17 protein-coding genes are annotated in these 15,368 nt (G+C 64.6%); 16 read left to right on the forward strand and 1 reads right to left on the reverse strand.

All coding sequences use genetic code 11. The annotated features are described in order from the left end of the window. The first annotated feature begins 190 nt into the window (after positions 1 to 190). The 7 genes from XH79_RS38735 (at position 191) to XH79_RS38765 (ending at position 5,008) form a co-directional block, all read left to right on the forward strand. A complete protein-coding gene (locus tag XH79_RS38735) occupies positions 191 to 652 on the forward strand; it encodes a Na+/H+ antiporter subunit E (RefSeq protein WP_271585108.1) in 462 nt (153 codons plus the stop codon). Then, a complete protein-coding gene (locus XH79_RS38740; RefSeq protein ID WP_212337845.1) occupies positions 645 to 935 on the forward strand; it encodes a monovalent cation/H+ antiporter complex subunit F in 291 nt (96 codons plus the stop codon). Before XH79_RS38735 ends, XH79_RS38740 begins: the two co-directional genes overlap by 8 nt. Next, positions 932 to 1,225, forward strand: coding sequence for a cation:proton antiporter (locus XH79_RS38745; protein ID WP_212337843.1), 294 nt, complete (start codon positions 932 to 934; stop codon positions 1,223 to 1,225). Before XH79_RS38740 ends, XH79_RS38745 begins: the two co-directional genes overlap by 4 nt. Next, positions 1,222 to 2,166, forward strand: coding sequence for an MnhB domain-containing protein (locus XH79_RS38750; RefSeq protein WP_271585109.1), 945 nt, complete (start codon positions 1,222 to 1,224; stop codon positions 2,164 to 2,166). The genes XH79_RS38745 and XH79_RS38750 overlap by 4 nt, the downstream gene beginning before the upstream one ends. After that, the gene (locus XH79_RS38755) at positions 2,163 to 2,504 is read left to right on the forward strand and encodes an NADH-quinone oxidoreductase subunit K (RefSeq protein WP_271585110.1); all 342 of its coding nucleotides are present in this window, start codon (positions 2,163 to 2,165) and stop codon (positions 2,502 to 2,504) included. The genes XH79_RS38750 and XH79_RS38755 overlap by 4 nt, the downstream gene beginning before the upstream one ends. Next, complete coding sequence (locus tag XH79_RS38760; protein WP_271585111.1) at positions 2,504 to 4,273, forward strand: complex I subunit 5 family protein; 1,770 nt, start codon at positions 2,504 to 2,506, stop codon at positions 4,271 to 4,273. The genes XH79_RS38755 and XH79_RS38760 overlap by 1 nt, the downstream gene beginning before the upstream one ends. Positions 4,274 to 4,504: 231 nt before the next feature. Further along, positions 4,505 to 5,008 (forward strand): DUF1269 domain-containing protein, encoded by a 504-nt coding sequence (locus XH79_RS38765; RefSeq protein WP_018642556.1) that lies wholly within the window; start codon positions 4,505 to 4,507, stop codon positions 5,006 to 5,008. 19 nt (positions 5,009 to 5,027) lie between these two features. Here XH79_RS38765 and XH79_RS38770 read toward each other — a convergent pair whose 3' ends face one another. Further along, positions 5,028 to 5,738: a Bax inhibitor-1/YccA family protein gene (locus tag XH79_RS38770; RefSeq protein WP_212337839.1), complete on the reverse strand. Its 711-nt coding sequence runs from the start codon at positions 5,736 to 5,738 to the stop codon at positions 5,028 to 5,030. 263 nt (positions 5,739 to 6,001) lie between these two features. On the opposite strand from XH79_RS38770, the gene XH79_RS38775 reads away from it, so the two are divergent. The 9 genes from XH79_RS38775 (at position 6,002) to XH79_RS38815 (ending at position 15,328) form a co-directional block, all read left to right on the forward strand. Beyond that, positions 6,002 to 6,232, forward strand: a complete 231-nt coding sequence (locus XH79_RS38775) for a DUF6894 family protein (RefSeq protein WP_212337838.1) — start codon at positions 6,002 to 6,004, stop codon at positions 6,230 to 6,232. A gap of 151 nt (positions 6,233 to 6,383) precedes the next feature. After that, positions 6,384 to 7,817 (forward strand): basic amino acid/polyamine antiporter, encoded by a 1,434-nt coding sequence (locus tag XH79_RS38780; protein ID WP_212337837.1) that lies wholly within the window; start codon positions 6,384 to 6,386, stop codon positions 7,815 to 7,817. 30 nt (positions 7,818 to 7,847) lie between these two features. Further along, a complete protein-coding gene (locus XH79_RS38785) occupies positions 7,848 to 8,087 on the forward strand; it encodes a hypothetical protein (protein ID WP_212337836.1) in 240 nt (79 codons plus the stop codon). A gap of 29 nt (positions 8,088 to 8,116) precedes the next feature. Next, positions 8,117 to 9,238 carry an AI-2E family transporter gene (locus tag XH79_RS38790; RefSeq protein WP_212337834.1) on the forward strand — a complete coding sequence of 374 codons (1,122 nt, stop codon included), beginning with the start codon at positions 8,117 to 8,119 and terminating at the stop codon, positions 9,236 to 9,238. A gap of 6 nt (positions 9,239 to 9,244) precedes the next feature. Then, positions 9,245 to 9,844, forward strand: a complete 600-nt coding sequence (locus XH79_RS38795) for a hypothetical protein (RefSeq protein WP_212337832.1) — start codon at positions 9,245 to 9,247, stop codon at positions 9,842 to 9,844. Continuing rightward, positions 9,845 to 10,330, forward strand: coding sequence for a DUF992 domain-containing protein (locus XH79_RS38800; protein WP_212337831.1), 486 nt, complete (start codon positions 9,845 to 9,847; stop codon positions 10,328 to 10,330). A gap of 40 nt (positions 10,331 to 10,370) precedes the next feature. After that, entirely contained in the window at positions 10,371 to 11,441 is a 1,071-nt protein-coding gene (locus XH79_RS38805) for an HlyD family secretion protein (protein ID WP_271585112.1), read from the forward strand. Next, the gene (gene rbbA / locus XH79_RS38810; protein ID WP_271585113.1) at positions 11,438 to 14,215 is read left to right on the forward strand and encodes a ribosome-associated ATPase/putative transporter RbbA; all 2,778 of its coding nucleotides are present in this window, start codon (positions 11,438 to 11,440) and stop codon (positions 14,213 to 14,215) included. The genes XH79_RS38805 and rbbA overlap by 4 nt, the downstream gene beginning before the upstream one ends. Further along, on the forward strand, positions 14,216 to 15,328 hold the full coding sequence (locus tag XH79_RS38815; protein WP_212337828.1) for an ABC transporter permease: 1,113 nt from the start codon (positions 14,216 to 14,218) through the stop codon (positions 15,326 to 15,328). Positions 15,329 to 15,368 lie beyond the last annotated feature (40 nt).

Consider the following 15,368-nt stretch of genomic DNA (forward strand, 5'->3'; position numbering starts at 1 on the left):
GTTCGATCTTCAAGTGAAGCGATGCCGCGAGGCAAAGCGAACCGCGCGGAGACTGTGCTTTATGTCATCGGCGGAGCTGACCAAGGAATTTGCGCTGATCTCGCCGGGGCGCGAGATAGTCCCTAGAGACACACGTGCTTGGAAGCGTCGTCCCTAGAAATGGAGCGGAAAATCCATGGGGTCATTGGGGGTGAGCGCGACTTCCCGAGCGGCATGGTTCCTCTGCCTCTGGCTCGTGCTTGCTGGCGCCAATCCCGGAGATATTCCTGCCGCCGCAGCCGCTGTTGGCGCGGCGACCTGGACAAGCTTGTACCTGCTGGAGCCCAGCGCCTCGCGGCGCTCACCGCGTGCCATCGCCCGGCTGGCGCTGCTTTTCCTGTACCACTCCGTCGTTGCCGGAGCGGACGTCGCAAGGCGCGCGCTCGATCCTCGATTGCCCCTGCGCCCGGGATTTGTGGCCTATCCAACCCGTCTTTCACGCGGCCTGCGCCGCAACGTATTCGCAACGCTCACCAGCCTGCTGCCCGGCACTGTGCCAACAGGAGACGAGAATGGGCACCTCCTCTATCACTGCCTCGACGTCGAACAGCCGGTGGCCGCAGAGCTTGCTGCAGAGGAAGCGGCCTTGATCCGAGCGCTCTACAATGACTGAGTTTCTCACTGCCGCAGTCGGCTTCATTCTCGCAATGCTGGCTCTGGGGCTCGTGTCGATCCTGCGTGGTCCGGGAGACGCTGACCGCATGATGGCCGCGCAGCTGATCGGGACCGCAGGTATTTCTGTATTGCTTCTGCTCGGCACCGTAACGGGCGTACCCGCTGCAATCGACGTGGCGTTGACTTTGGCACTTCTCGCCACGTTCGCGTCCATCGCGTTCGTCAAGAAAGGGCTCTCCCGCTTCGACGCCGATGGAGCCGGATCAACGGAAGACAAATGAGCCTCGCTCGCGACATCGTGACGATTGCGGCAGTGTCGACCGGCGCGTTCTTCTTTCTGGCCGGCACTGTCGGCCTTCTTCGCTTCCCCGATACGCTGACTCGTCTGCACGCGCTCACCAAGGCGGACAATCTCGGCCTGGGTCTTGTCGTGCTTGGGCTGCTCCCGCAAGCAGGGAGCCTCCGCGGCGGGCTGAAATTGGTTAGCATCTGGCTGCTCGGGCTCCTCGCGGGCGCGACAGTCTCCCAACTGATCGCGCACACCGCGCGCCGAGGCGGGCCGGCGCCATGAGCATCGTGACGGTCTTCGAGATCGCGCTCGCCGCCGTGGTACTGGGCCTCGCCATCTGGACTATCGCTGTTCCCGAAACCTATTCGGCAACGGTCGGTTTCGTTGCCTACGGATTGCTGGTCGCGCTGATCTGGGTGCGTCTCGACGCTGTCGATGTCGCGCTGACGGAGGCCGCAATTGGTGGAGGCCTGGGTGGTGTGCTGCTGTTGGGCGCAGCCGCGCGGCTGCGGAATGCCGATCTGACAGCCGTGGAAACGCCGTGCAAGTTGGTGCGCCTCTGCGCGGCCGCACTATCCTCGTTGATCGCGGCGGCACTCGTCGCCGCCATACTGCTCCTGCCCGATCCGGCACCAACGCTTGCTCCGGCCGCCGTCGCGAAAGCCTGGGCGACGGGCCTGGCCAACCCCGTGACCAACGTGCTCATGGCATTCCGCGCTATGGATACCATGCTCGAGAAAGTCGTACTCCTGCTGGCCATCGTCGGTGTTTGGTCGCTTGCGTCGGACCCGGCTTGGGGAGGTCGTCCGGGGCCGCGCCACGAGGCCGATCCCCATGGCGTTCTCGCCTTTCTTGCGCGCCTGTTGCCGCCCGTCGGTATCGTCGTCGGCATCTATGTCTTTTGGACGGGAGCCGACCATCCCGGCGGAGCTTTTCAGGGTGGCGCGATTCTCGCGTCCATGTGGCTTCTCGTCATCATGGCCGGATTGACGGACACGCCACCGGTGAGCAGTCGGTGGCTACGGTTCATCCTGGTGGCCGGACCTGGCCTGTTCCTAGTCGTTGGCATCGGAGGGCTTTGTCTTGGCCCGGCGTTCCTTGCCTATCCGCCCCCGCTAGCCAAGCCCCTGATTCTCGGTATCGAGGTCGCCATGATCCTGACGATCGCGGCAACGCTCGGCCTGCTGCTCGCCGGCGCACCGGAACGGAGCGAGCAACGATGAGCAGCGTGACGGTATTGGGATTGTGCGCTGCCGCCGCGGTCGGGCTTGGCCTATATGGCCTGATTACAAATCCGCAGCCGCTTCGCAAGATCATCGCATTCAATCTGCTGGGCAGCGGCGTATTCCTTCTGTTCGGCATCGTGGGACGGCGGGGTGCGGCAGCGGGCTTTGGCAATGATCCGGTGCCACAAGCCCTGGTGATTACCGGCGTCGTCGTCGCGTTTTCTGCGACGGCTTTGGCGATCGCCCTGTTGCTGCGGCTGTTCCAGACCGCTGGTTCCACGACGCTGCGCAGTGGCGCACCTGAGGGCGCTGGCCCCGATCCGTCCGGTGACTGATGCTACTCCATCCCACGGCGTTGGACGCGGCAACGACTACGGGCGGTTTCCTGCTGGTGCTATCGATCATTGTCCCGGTCTCAGGCGTTTTGCTGGCGTTCGTTCTCGGCGACCGTCACGTCAGGCTGGTCGCGTTCGCAGTCATTCCCCTTGGATTGGCGATTGCCGCAGCTACCCTCGCGATCCTGCCGCAGAGCGATGGCCCCCTCGTTTACCTGCTCGGCGCCTGGCCGCCGCCGCTGGGTGTGGCACTGCGCGGGGACGGCTTGTCAGCTGTGATGCTCGCGACGACGGCACTCGTAATCTCCGCGATCTCCGTTTTTGCCGCGACTGATTTTTGTCCAGCGGCAGCCGAAACGCGCGCGCCGTTCACATTCTGGGTCCTGCTGCTGGCGATCTGGGGGGCGTTGAACACGATCTTCATCGGCGGCGACCTCTTCACCCTTTATGTCGCCCTCGAACTGTTGACGTTTGCCGCCGTGCCGCTGGTCTCGCTCGACGGCCGCGCCGAGACGCTGCGAGCCGCGCTGCGATATCTGCTCTTCGCGCTGCTCGGTTCCGTTCTCTACTTGCTGGGTACGGCACTGCTCTATGGCCTCTACGGTACACTTGACATCGTGCTGTTGTCGCGGCGCGTCAGTGCGGAGGCGGCCGCACTCGCCGCGGCGGCATTGATGACAACGGGTCTTCTCGCCAAGACCGCGCTCTTTCCGCTGCATCTTTGGTTGCCGCCTGCTCACGCCGGTGCACCGGCGGCGGCGAGCGCAATCCTGTCCGGCCTGGTCGTGAAGGGATCCTTCTTCATCATCATACGGCTCTGGTTCAACGTGATGCCCGCCTTGCCCGGCTTCGCCGCCACGCAATTGCTCGCGACGCTGGGAGCGGCAGCGATCGTATTCGGGAGCGTTGTCGCTCTACGGCAAGAACGCCTCAAGCTCCTCATCGCGTATTCGACATTGGCGCAGATCGGGTATCTCTTCTTGATGTTCCCACTTGCGTTCAATGCCTCGGGGAGGCTCGAGAGCGACGAAGCCTTGGCGGGGGGGCTGCTGCAGGCTGTCTCCCATGCCACCGCAAAAGCGGCGATGTTCATGGCCGTCGGATCGATCTACGTGGCACTGGGTCACGATCGCATCACGGAATTGCGCGGCATCGTGCGAGCTCGGCCCCTGAGCTTTCTGGCCTTTGCGCTGGGTGGCATCGCGCTGATGGGCGTACCTCCGAGTGGTGCATCCCTTGCGAAGGATCTGTTGCTCCAGGCGGCAGAGGAGAGCGGGCAGTGGTGGTGGGCGGTCGTGCTCCAGGCGGGCGGGATGTTTACGGCCGCCTATGTGGTGCTGGTTCTGGCGCACGCGCTGGCGGCTTCAGACGAGTCAATTGCCGTAACAGGCCCGGCATTGCGCAATCAGGACCTGGCGGCGCTTGCCCTGGCGCTCTGCTCGCTATTGCTCGGCCTCGTGCCCTGGGACCCGTATCTACCCGTTCCGTTTGGTACGGCATCGAACGTCTTCGGCATCGACAAATTGCTGTTGCCTGCCCTCGGGGGCGCGGTGCTGGCGATCCTGCTCAGTCCCTGGCCACATCCGCTCGCATCTTCGACGACCTGGAAGGCGCTCGTGAGCGTAGTCCGTCCGTTGCGGCGCGCCGCTGTTGAATTCGGCGGACTTGTCGAGCGAGGTGACGACGTCATTCGACAGTGGCCCACGGCGGGCATCTCCCTGCTCGTCGTGGCATTGCTGCTCGCCGCATTGATGTTGGCGGCGAATTGAGGACACCTCAACCGAGCTGTGGAACCAAGGGATTTCATCGATCGGGTCGGGCGAACGTTCTCGTCCTGCCCAAGCGATGTCCCGGATGCCAGCGTTGCAGCGCGCATGCGCCCATTGGGACATTCATCCGCGACGGCCAAGGGTTTCCTCTGATCGCGGAAGTACCCCTTGCACGGTACCGTCAGCAGGAATGTTCCGGTCCGCATTTTGTCGATCCAACGGGAGGTCTTCATGTCCGATCTGGTCGCGATCGTGTACCCGTCCGAGGCAAAAGCCGAAGAAGTGCGTCAGCGGCTGCTCAAGCTGCAGAAGGAATATCTGATCACGATCAGCGACGCCGTGATCGCCGTGAAGACGGATTCGGGCGGCATCAAGCTCAATCAGCTCGTCAACACCACTGCCATGGGTGCGATGACCGGGAGCTTCTGGGGCCTCCTCATCGGAGTCCTGTTTCTCAATCCGATCCTCGGGGTCGCCGTGGGCGCCGCGTCGGGCGCGCTCGGCGGCGCGCTCTCCGACTTCGGCATCGACGATTCCTTCATGAAGAACCTGTCGGCCAATCTCCAGACCGGCAACGCTGCCCTGTTCGTCCTGATCAAGCACATGACCGCGGACAAGGTGATCAAGGAGATCAAGGACGCCGGCGGCGTCGTGCTCAAGACCTCGCTCGATGAGACCAAGGAAGCGGCGCTGCGCGACGCGCTCGCCAGTGCGGTGGAGCGGCCGGCGGCCTGAGCCGCCGTCGTCCCGCGCCTCAACGGCGACCGCCGGCAAGTCGCAGCAGCATCATGAACAGGTTGAGGAAATTGAGATAGAGCGACAGCGCCGCAACGACCGACTTGCGGCCCGTGGCGGTGTGGTCATCCGAGATGTCGTACATCCCCTTGATCCGCTGGGTATCGTAGGCCGTCAGGCCGGCAAACACGCCGACACCGACGATCGAGATCAGCCAGTCGAGCGCGGTCGACCCCAGGAACAGGTTGATCAGGCTCGCGATGATGATTCCGATCAGGCCCATGAACAGGAAGGTGCCTAATCCCGAGAGATCGCGCCGGGTCGTGTAGCCGAGAAGACTCAGCGCGCCGAACATTGCGGCCGCGATGAAGAAGACGCGGGTGATCGAGGAACTCGTATAGATGTGCAGCAATATCGATAGCGATACGCCGACCAGCGCCGAATAGACGAAGAACAGGATCCGCGCCGTGGGCACCGACAGCGTGTTGATGCGCGAGCCGATGAAGAACACCAGGGCGAGCGGCGCCAGGATGAAGACCCACATCAGGGGGCTCTGGAGCAATTCGGGGCCGATGGCCTGATAGGTCACCCAGGCGACGACGGCGGTCAAGCCGACGCCGGTGGCCATGTAGCCGTAGATCCGCAGCATGTAATCGCGCAATCCGGTATCTATCCCGATCGCGCCGCCGGCAGCGTCGGTGGCCGTCAGGTTGTGATCATAGTTCGACATCGCTTGCCTCCTCTGGCACTCGCCGGATGAGGTTACGCTAGCCTTGGAACCTGCCGACCGACATCGGTCAATCTCCCGAGGGCCAACGGTGAAAACCACCGCCTTCCGATGCAAATTGCACGGCGGCGCCGAAGCGCCCACGGCAGCCGCGTCGTTACCAATCCGCAACTCGGGAACCTCTGCCTTCGGCTCTCAGTCTTTTGGCGGAGGCACCTTACGCCGTTGTCACTAGAGACCCGCCGTAGTCCGGCTTAATCGGGCGCATGCGCTTTTTCTTCCATATCGCTGACAAGTACGGTGTTTCGACCGACGGGATCGGATGCGAATATGCCGGGCAGGACGCAGCTGCCCTGCATGCCGGCCGCCTTGCCGCCGAGCTTGCCAAGGCTGGCGAATTCTTCCGCGGCAGTGTCGTGCTCGTCGCCCGGGCCACAGACTCCCTCCCCCGCCCGGCGAGCGAGAACGACGCCGCCGCATCGCTTCCGAAGAGCTGACGTCCGCACCTGACGCCCTGCGCGGCCGCCGATTTCCTGCCCTGCTGCCTACAGAGAATCCCTGATGGGCGCACGGGGTGCGGCCCTCTAAGGTCCGCGCATGAGGCGGCCGCTCCAACTGCGGCCGCCTTGGATTGGAAGGCCATCCGTCATGGCGGCGAACGAGGCCGATCAGAAACTCTCGCGCAACGCGCTGATTGCGCTTGTGATCGGGTCGATGGTCGGCTCCGGCATCTTCGCATTGCCGGCCCAATTCGGACGCACCACCGGTGCTCTCGGCGCGATCATCGCCTGGGTGATCGCCGGTACCGGCATGCTGACGCTCGCCTTCGTGTTCCAGTCGCTGTCCCGGCGCAAGCCGGCGCTCGATGCCGGCATCTACGCCTACGCCAAGGACGGCTTCGGCGACTATATCGGCTTTGCCTCCGCGGTGGGCTATTGGATCGGCTGTTGCCTCGCCGACGTCGCCTGTCTCATCCTGATCAAGGCCACGCTCGGGCAGTTCTTCCCCGTCTTCGGCGACGGCACGACGCCGATCGCAATCGCTTCGGCGTCCGTGCTGCTTTGGAGCGTGCATATCCTGGTGCTGCGCGGCATCAAGGGCGCTGCCGCGCTCAACACCGCCACGACCTTCGCGAAAATCATTCCGATCCTGCTGTTCATCGTCGTGGCTGGGATCGCCCTGAACGGCGAAGTGTTCTCGGGGAATTTCTGGGGTGCGGAGCGGCCGGACGCGCGGGACGTGCTGACCCAGGTCCGCGGCACGATGCTGCTCACGGTGTTCGTATTCGTCGGCATCGAGGGCGCGAGCGTGTATTCGCGCTACGCCAGGACGCGTTCCGACATCGGCATCGCGACTGTCACCGGATTTCTGACGGTGCTCTGCCTTCTCGTGCTCGTGACGCTCCTGTCCTACGGCATCCTGCCGCGGGCTGAGCTCACGGATCTGCCCACACCGTCGATGGCGGGCGTGATGGAAGCCATGGTCGGCCGCTGGGGCGGCGTGTTCATCAGCATCGCCTTGCTGATCTCGATCCTCGGCAACTACCTGTCCTGGTCGCTGCTTGCGGCCGAGATCCTGCACTCGGCGGCGAACCAGCGCACCATGCCGGCCTTTCTCGCGCGCGAGAACGCGCACAAGGTTCCTGTCGGGGCGCTCTGGCTCACGAATTGCGTGATACAGGCGTTTCTCTTCGTGAGCTGGTTCGCCGAATATGCCTTCACGCTCGCCCTGAAGATGACGAGCGCGATGACGCTGATCCCGTATTTTCTCGTCGCCGCGTACGGCCTTAAGCTCGCATCGACCGGCGAGGCCTATGATGCCGGCGAGCGCGCCCGCATCACCGACGGGATCGTCGCAGCCGTCGCGACGCTCTACGCGGCCGGTATGATCTACGCCGGCGGACCGAAATTTCTCCTGCTGTCCGCAATCCTCTATGCGCCGGGAACGCTGCTGTTCCTGATCGCCAAGCGCGAGCGCAAGGAGAGGCTGTTCAGGCCGGTCGAGTCCGTCCTGTTCGGGGCCATCGCCATCGCCGCGGGCGCCGGAATCTACGGGCTGGCTGTCGGAGCCATCTCGATCTGACCGATTGTCGCTGACCGCATGGAGGCGAGTATGAACATCTGGACCGTGTATCGCTCCTTGATCCTGGGCGCGGTGGTGGCCGTCGCCGCACCGTCGGCCATGTCCATGGCTCAGCCGAAGGATGGCACCGTGGCCGCACCGAAGCAGACCGGCGCGGCCACGCCAGGCGATGCAAGGCCCAACACCAATACGAATCCGGTCAAGCACCGCTACTGGCGTCATCGCGGCGGCAAGCATCCGCATTACGGCAGCCGCCGCGTTCGCACCTGAGACACGGCCACATGACGGCGGACCGATCAATGAGCGATTCCAGGATCGGACCAGAGCGGGTCCGCGGGGTCGTTCTGCACGAAAACCCCGTCGACGAATCCGGGCAAGCCGGACGGCCGAGCCTCCTCGCAATCGGCCTCACCTTGCTCGCCGTAGCCGTTGCCCTGTTCCTGGTGTGGCAGACGGTGTCCAGCCTCCTCATCGTCTTCGCGGGGGTGCTGTTCGCAGCCTTTCTGGATGCCGCAGCGCGGGCTCTGGCGCCGGTCCTTCCGCTCAGCCGCATCTGGCGTCTGACATTCGTTCTCATGCTGCTCTCGGCCTTGTCGGGCTTTGGACTGGTTTGGGGCGCCGGCAAGCTGCCGGAACAGACGCGCCTGCTGCTGAAGGTCATGGATGCGCAGGTCGATATCCTGCAAGAGCACCTGTTGTCCTATGGCGTGGACCTGCTCGGCCCGGAATGGGGGCGCGACTTCGCCCAATGGCTGTTCGCCGATCAGGGCCGGTTTCTCAGCCACGCGCAATTCCTGCTGGGGGGTGCCTCGAGCCTTCTGACCGGCGTGCTCGTCGTCGTGTTCCTGGGGATTCTCTTTGCCTTCGATCCCACCAGCCACCGCGAGAGCCTGGTCGTGCTGGTCAGGCCATCCTACCGCGCCCGCATGCGCGCCGTGATGGACGAGATCGGCAACGTCATGCGGCTGTGGTTCGTCGGCCAGTTGATCCGCATCATCCTGATGACGCTCTGCGTCTGGCCGGCGCTCTATCTCATCGGACTGCCGGGGCCGTTCCTGCTGGGACTGCAGGCGGGCCTGTCGAATTTCATCCCCTATCTCGGGCCGATCGTCGCCGCGATCCCGATCGCGCTCGTGGCGATGCCTCTCGGCGCCTCGCTGCTGATCTGGGCCGTCGTCGTCTACACCATCATCCAGTCGATTGAAGGCTATGTGATCGGCCCGCTGATCCAGCGCCGGGCGGTCGAGACACCGCCGGCCTGGACGCTGGTTGCAATCGTCCTGCTCGGCGCCCTGTTTGGCGTCATGGGCATCGCGCTGGCGATGCCGCTCGTCGCCGTCGGACGGGTCGCGATCATCCGGTTCTACGTCGAGGACTATCTCGGCGACGGTCGCGAGCCGGCAACGGAAAATCGTGGGTGACCCGCCATGAGCGAAATCGATGCACAGCAACACGATGCTCCCGAGCCTACTCTGACGCGCGCAGGGGCCGGCCATTTTCTCTGGCAGCAGCTTCCGTATGCCGTCGCGCTGCTGCTCGCCATCGCAGGCGTCGCCTATACGAACGTCTCGCACCAGCCTCTGGTCGGCTATTGGGAGTTCCTGGCGCTTGCCATCGGCGTGGTCTGCGTCATTACCAAATGGCCGGAGACCGAAGGCAGGGAGAGGCAGATCCGCCTGGTGTGGACCCAGGCACTGCACTGGATCGCAGTTCTGGTCACGATGAACATCATGCTGGTCTCCGGGGTACAGCAGATGCTTCCGACGCCGGCGACCGGTCTCGTGCTGCTGATGCTGCTTGCGCTCGGCACGTTCCTTGCGGGCGTCAGCCTGCTGTCGTTGCAGATCGCCTTTCTCGGCCTTGCGATGGGCGCGGCCGTGCCGGCGATATCCTGGCTGAAGCAGTCCATCTTCTTCTTCCTGCTCGGCGCCGTGCTGCTGATCGGCCTCGCGATCTCGTTCTGGCTGCGCCAGGACGGCCGCCCCGCGGGCGGCACGACCGGAGCCCAACACCAGACGGAGGCTTGAATGCGAACATTGCGATGTCTTGCGGCCATCTGCGCGGTGACCGTTCTTTGCACCACCACCACGTCCGCGCGCGCCGAGAGATTCAGGATTGGCAGGCTGCTGTGCTTCTCCGAACCTCGCGTCGGGCTGGTGCTGGGGTCGACACAGGCAATGCGCTGCGTGTTCAACGGACTGCGCCCGCCCCGGCAGTACGTCTACGAGGGACGGATCAGACGCGTCGGCCTTGACCTCGGCGTGACCAGTGCCGGCACGCTGTCCTGGGCGGTCTTCGCCCGGAATTCACGGATTGGCCCCGGCACGCTCCGCGGCAGCTATGTCGGCGCGAGCGGCAATTTTGCCTTGGGTCCCGGCCTCGGCGCCAACGTCCTGATCGGCGGCTCGCGGAGGAGCGTGATGCTGCAGCCGATCTCGATCGAACGTTCGATCGGGCTCAATCTCGCGGCTGGCGTGACCCATCTGACATTGGGACCGCGAGGCCCGCAATAGTTCGTATCCGCCTGGTGGTTCGATGAAAACGACCTGGACCATGACACGCAATCGAAAACGCTGGCTGATCGCCTTCCTCGTCGCTGCTGTCTGCGCAGGTGGATACTTCGCCTGGCAGACACTTGGGAGCGACAGCCTTCCGAGCGGGTTTGCCAGTGGCAACGGGCGCATCGAGGCCGTCGAGATCGACATCGCCACCAAGACGCCCGGGCGCATCCGCGACATCCTGGTGCGGGAAGGCGATCTCGTCTCGGCGGGACAGGCGCTCGCACAGATGGACACCGTGCAGCTCGAAGCGCAGTACCGCCAGGCCGAAGCCCAAATGCGGCGCGCCACGATCGGCATCGAGACCGCCAGGAGCCTCGTGACCCAGCGTCAGGCCGAGAAGAAGGCCGCAACGGCCGTCGTCGACCAGCGCGGTGCAGAGCTGGACTCAGCCGATCGAAAGCTGCAGCGCTCCGAGCAATTGATCAGAACCAACGCCGTGCCCCAGCAGGTGCTTGACGACGACCGCGCGGCCGCCAACGGCGCCCGCGCAGCGGTCGCGGCCGCAGAGGCCCAGCTCGCCGCCTCGGGCGCCGCCATCAGTGCGGCCGAGGCGCAGGTCGTCGATGCGGAGGCTGCGGTCGAGGCGGCGAAGGCGGCCATCGAGAGCATCAAGGCAGACCTCAACGATTCGACACTTCGCGCACCGCGCGACGGGCGCGTCCAGTTTCGCGTCGCCCAGCCGGGCGAGGTTCTCAGCGCCGGCGGACGCGTGCTCAATCTCGTCGATCTCGGCGATGTCTTCATGACTTTCTTCCTGCCGACGGCGCAGGCCGGCCGCGTCGCGATCGGCTCGGAGGTTCGCCTCGTCCTCGATGCCGCGCCGCAATGGGTCATCCCGGCCACGGCGACGTTCGTTGCCAGCGTTGCCCAATTCACGCCCAAGACGGTCGAGACCGAGGAGGAGCGGCAGAAGCTGATGTTCCGCGTCAGGGCGCATATTTCGCCGGAGCTGCTGCGGCGAAACATCGAGCAGGTCAAGACCGGCCTGCCCGGCCGCGCCTTTGTCCGCCTCGATCCCGACGCCGCATGGCCGGCACAGCTGACGGAACGCCTGGTCAAATGAATGACGCGTCGCCCGAATCTCGATCCTTCGTCGCGCCGGTGATACGCCTCGAGGCGGTCAGCCTGCGCTACGGGGCGATCCGCGCGCTCGATCGCATCGCCCTCGAGATTCCCGCGGCACGCATGGTGGGTCTGATCGGACCCGACGGCGTCGGCAAATCCAGCCTGCTGTCGCTTGTTGCCGGCGCTCGCGCCATCCAGGATGGCCGCGTTCAAGTGCTCGGCGGAGACATGGCCGACGCCGCCCACCGGCGGCGGACCTGCCCGCAGATCGCCTACATGCCGCAGGGCCTCGGCAAGAATCTCTACCCGACGCTCTCCGTATTCGAGAATGTCGATTTCTTCGGCCGCCTGTTCGGTCATGACAGGCGCGAGCGCGAGGAGAGAATTCGACAGCTCCTGGGCAACACCGGCCTTGCGCCCTTCGCTGACCGGCCCGCGGGCAAGCTGTCCGGCGGCATGAAGCAGAAGCTCGGGCTCTGCTGCGCCTTGATCCATGATCCCGACCTGCTGATCCTCGACGAGCCGACCACCGGCGTCGACCCGCTCTCGCGCCGCCAGTTCTGGGAGCTGATCGACGAGATCCGGAAGGATCGCCCCGGCATGAGTGTCGTCGTCGCGACCGCTTACATGGAGGAAGCGGCGCGGTTCGACTGGCTGGTTGCGATGAATGACGGGCATGTGCTCGCCACGGGGACGCCGGCCGAGTTGCTGCGACAGACCGGCACCGACAATCTCGATGCCGCCTTCATCGCCCTGCTGCCCGAGGAACAGCGACGGGAGCACAGAGAGGTGGTGATCCCGCCTCGCGCGAGCGATCGCGACGACGACATCGCGATCGAGGCCGAGCATCTCACCGTCCGATTCGGCGACTTCACCGCGGTCGACAATGTCAGCTTCCGCATCCCCCGCGGCGAGATCTTCGGCTTCCTCGGCTCCAACGGTTGCGGCAAGACCACGACGATGAAGGTCCTGACCGGACTCTTGCCGGCCAGCGAGGGCGATGCCCGGCTGCTCGGGCGCGAGGTCGATCCCAAGGACATGGATGTGCGGCATCGAGTCGGCTACATGTCGCAGGCGTTCTCGCTCTATTCCGAGCTGACGGTCCGCCAAAATCTCGAGCTGCACGCGCGCCTGTTCCGGCTCGCACCTGATACGATCGACGATCGGGTCCGCGACATGGCCGGACGTTTCGATCTCACCAGGGTGATCGACGCCCTGCCCGACGCCCTGCCGCTCGGCGTCCGTCAGCGCCTGTCGCTGGCGGTCGCGATGATACATGCGCCCGATATCCTAATCCTCGACGAGCCGACGTCGGGCGTCGATCCCGTGGCACGCGACGGCTTCTGGCAGATCCTGTCCGACCTGTCGCGGCAGGACAGCGTCACGATCTTTGTTTCTACCCATTTCATGAACGAGGCCGAGCGCTGCGACCGCATCTCGCTGATGCATGCCGGCAAGGTCATGATCAGCGACACACCGGAACAGATCGCGGCACGGCGCGGCAATGGAAGCCTCGAGGAGGCTTTCGTCGCCTACCTCAAGGACGCGATCGCCGCGACGGAGACGACCGCGGCCGCTCCCGCGCCGCACATGGCAACCACCGGTACAGCGGAGACGCACGGCGCGCCACATGGCGCGTTGAGCTTCTTCGATCCGCGCCGCATGTTCGCCTATACGCAACGCGAAGCGCTCGAGCTCAAGCGCGATCCGATCCGCGCCACCCTCGCGATCCTCGGCAGCCTCATCCTGATGTTCGTGATGGGCTATGGCATCAACATGGACGTCGAAGACCTCTCCTTCGCCGCCATGGACCGCGACGACACCACTGTCAGCCGGGACTATATCCTCCAGATTGCCGGCTCGCGCTATTTCACCGAGCTTGCGCCGATCACCGACTATGACGATCTCGACCGCCGCATGCGCAGCGGCGAGCTCAGTCTCGCCATCGAAATTCCTCCGGGCTTCGGCCGCGACGTCGCGCGCGGCAGCAATGTTCAGATCGGCGCATGGGTCGACGGCGCAATGCCGTCGCGTGCCGAGACGGTGCGCAGCTACGTGCAGGCGATGCACGCGACCTGGCTGGCGCAGCGCGCCCGGCAACTCTATGGCAATGCCGCCACGACCGGCGACTTCCAGCTCGAGGTCCGCTTCCTCTACAACCCCGACATCCGGAGCATCGTCGCGATGGCGCCGGCCGTGATCCCGATCCTGCTGCTGATCATTCCGGCGATCCTGGCGACGCTGAGCGTCGTGCGCGAGAAGGAGCTCGGATCAATCATCAATTTCTACGTCACGCCGGTGACGCGGATCGAGTTCCTGGTCGGCAAGCAGCTTCCCTACGTCGCGCTCGCCATGCTGAACTTCTTCCTGCTGACCGCCTTTGCAGTCTTCGTATTCCGCGTCCCCTTCACGGGCAGCTTCGTCGCGTTCACGTCGGCCGCGCTCCTGTACGTCATCATCACCACCGCGATGGGTCTTGTGATCTCGTCGTTCATGACGAGCCAGATCGCTGCGATCTTCGCGACCGCGCTGCTCACCATGATTCCGGCCACGCAATATTCGGGACTCGTCGATCCCGTATCCTCGCTCCAGGGCGCGGGCGCGATCATCGGGCGGATCTATCCGGCCGCGCACTTCGTCACCATCACGCGCGGCACGTTCTCCAAGGGGCTCGACTTCGGCGATCTCTCCGGACCGTTCCTGGCGCTTCTCGTCACCATCCCGGTGCTGCTCGCCCTCGGCGTCGCGCTCCTCAAGAAGCAGGCGACCTAGATGCGCAGCGGCAATATCGTTCAGCTCGGCATCAAGGAATTGCGCGGCCTCGTGCGCAATCCCATGATGCTCGCACTGATCATCTATGCCTTTACCGTCTCGATCTACACCGCCTCCAGGGCTCAGCCGGAGACGCTCAACGAGGCGGCACTGGCCATCGTCGACGAGGACAAATCGCCCGCCGCCACGCGCATCATCACGGCGTTCAGCCCGCCCTATTTCGCGGTTCCGCGGCTGATATCGCAGTCGGACATGATGAGCCGCATGGATGCGGGCCTCGACACCTTCGCGCTCAACATCCCGCCCAACTTCCAGCGCGACCTGCTTGCGCGGAGATCGCCGGCCATCCAGCTCAATGTCGATGCGACCCGGATGTCGCAGGCCTTCACCGGAAGCGGCTATATCCAGTCCATCGTCAGCGACGAGGTCAGCGAGTTCCTGTCCCGCTATCGTTCGGCTGCACCCTTGCCGATCGATCTGGCGCTGCGCGCACGCTTCAATCCCGAACTCAACAAGAGCTGGTTCGGAGCCATCAACAACATCATCTCCTCCGTCACGATGCTGTCGATCATCCTGACCGGGGCGGCCCTGATCCGGGAACGCGAGCACGGCACGATCGAGCATCTGCTGGTCATGCCGGTGACGCCTTTCGAGGTGATGGCGAGCAAGATCTGGTCGATGGGCCTGGTCGTCCTCGTCGCGGCCAGCATGTCGCTCATCTTCGTCGTGCAGGGACTGCTGGCCGTCCGGATCGGCGGCTCGGTCCCGCTCTTTCTGTGCGGCACAGCGCTCTATCTCTTTGCCACCACCAGCATGGGCATTTTTCTGGCCACCTCCGCCGGCACGATGCCGCAGTTCGGTCTGCTCTTGATGCTGGTGCTGATGCCGCTGCAGATGCTGTCGGGCGCCACGACACCGAGGGAGAGCATGCCCGAGCTGATCCAGAACATCATGCTCGCCGCGCCGAACACCCATTTCGTGATCATGGCCCAGGCCATCCTGTTTCGCGGCGCCGGGCTCACCGTCGTGTGGCCGCAGCTGACGGCATTGCTGGTGATTGGCGGACTGTTGTTCTTCCTGTCTCTGCGTCGCTTCCGGCAATTCCTCAGATGAGGTCCTCGGGGACCAGCTCGCGTTAAAACGGGCACAGAAC

Source organism: Bradyrhizobium sp. CCBAU 45389 (assembly GCF_028128625.1).
In the GTDB taxonomy this organism is placed as follows: domain Bacteria; phylum Pseudomonadota; class Alphaproteobacteria; order Rhizobiales; family Xanthobacteraceae; genus Bradyrhizobium; species Bradyrhizobium liaoningense_B.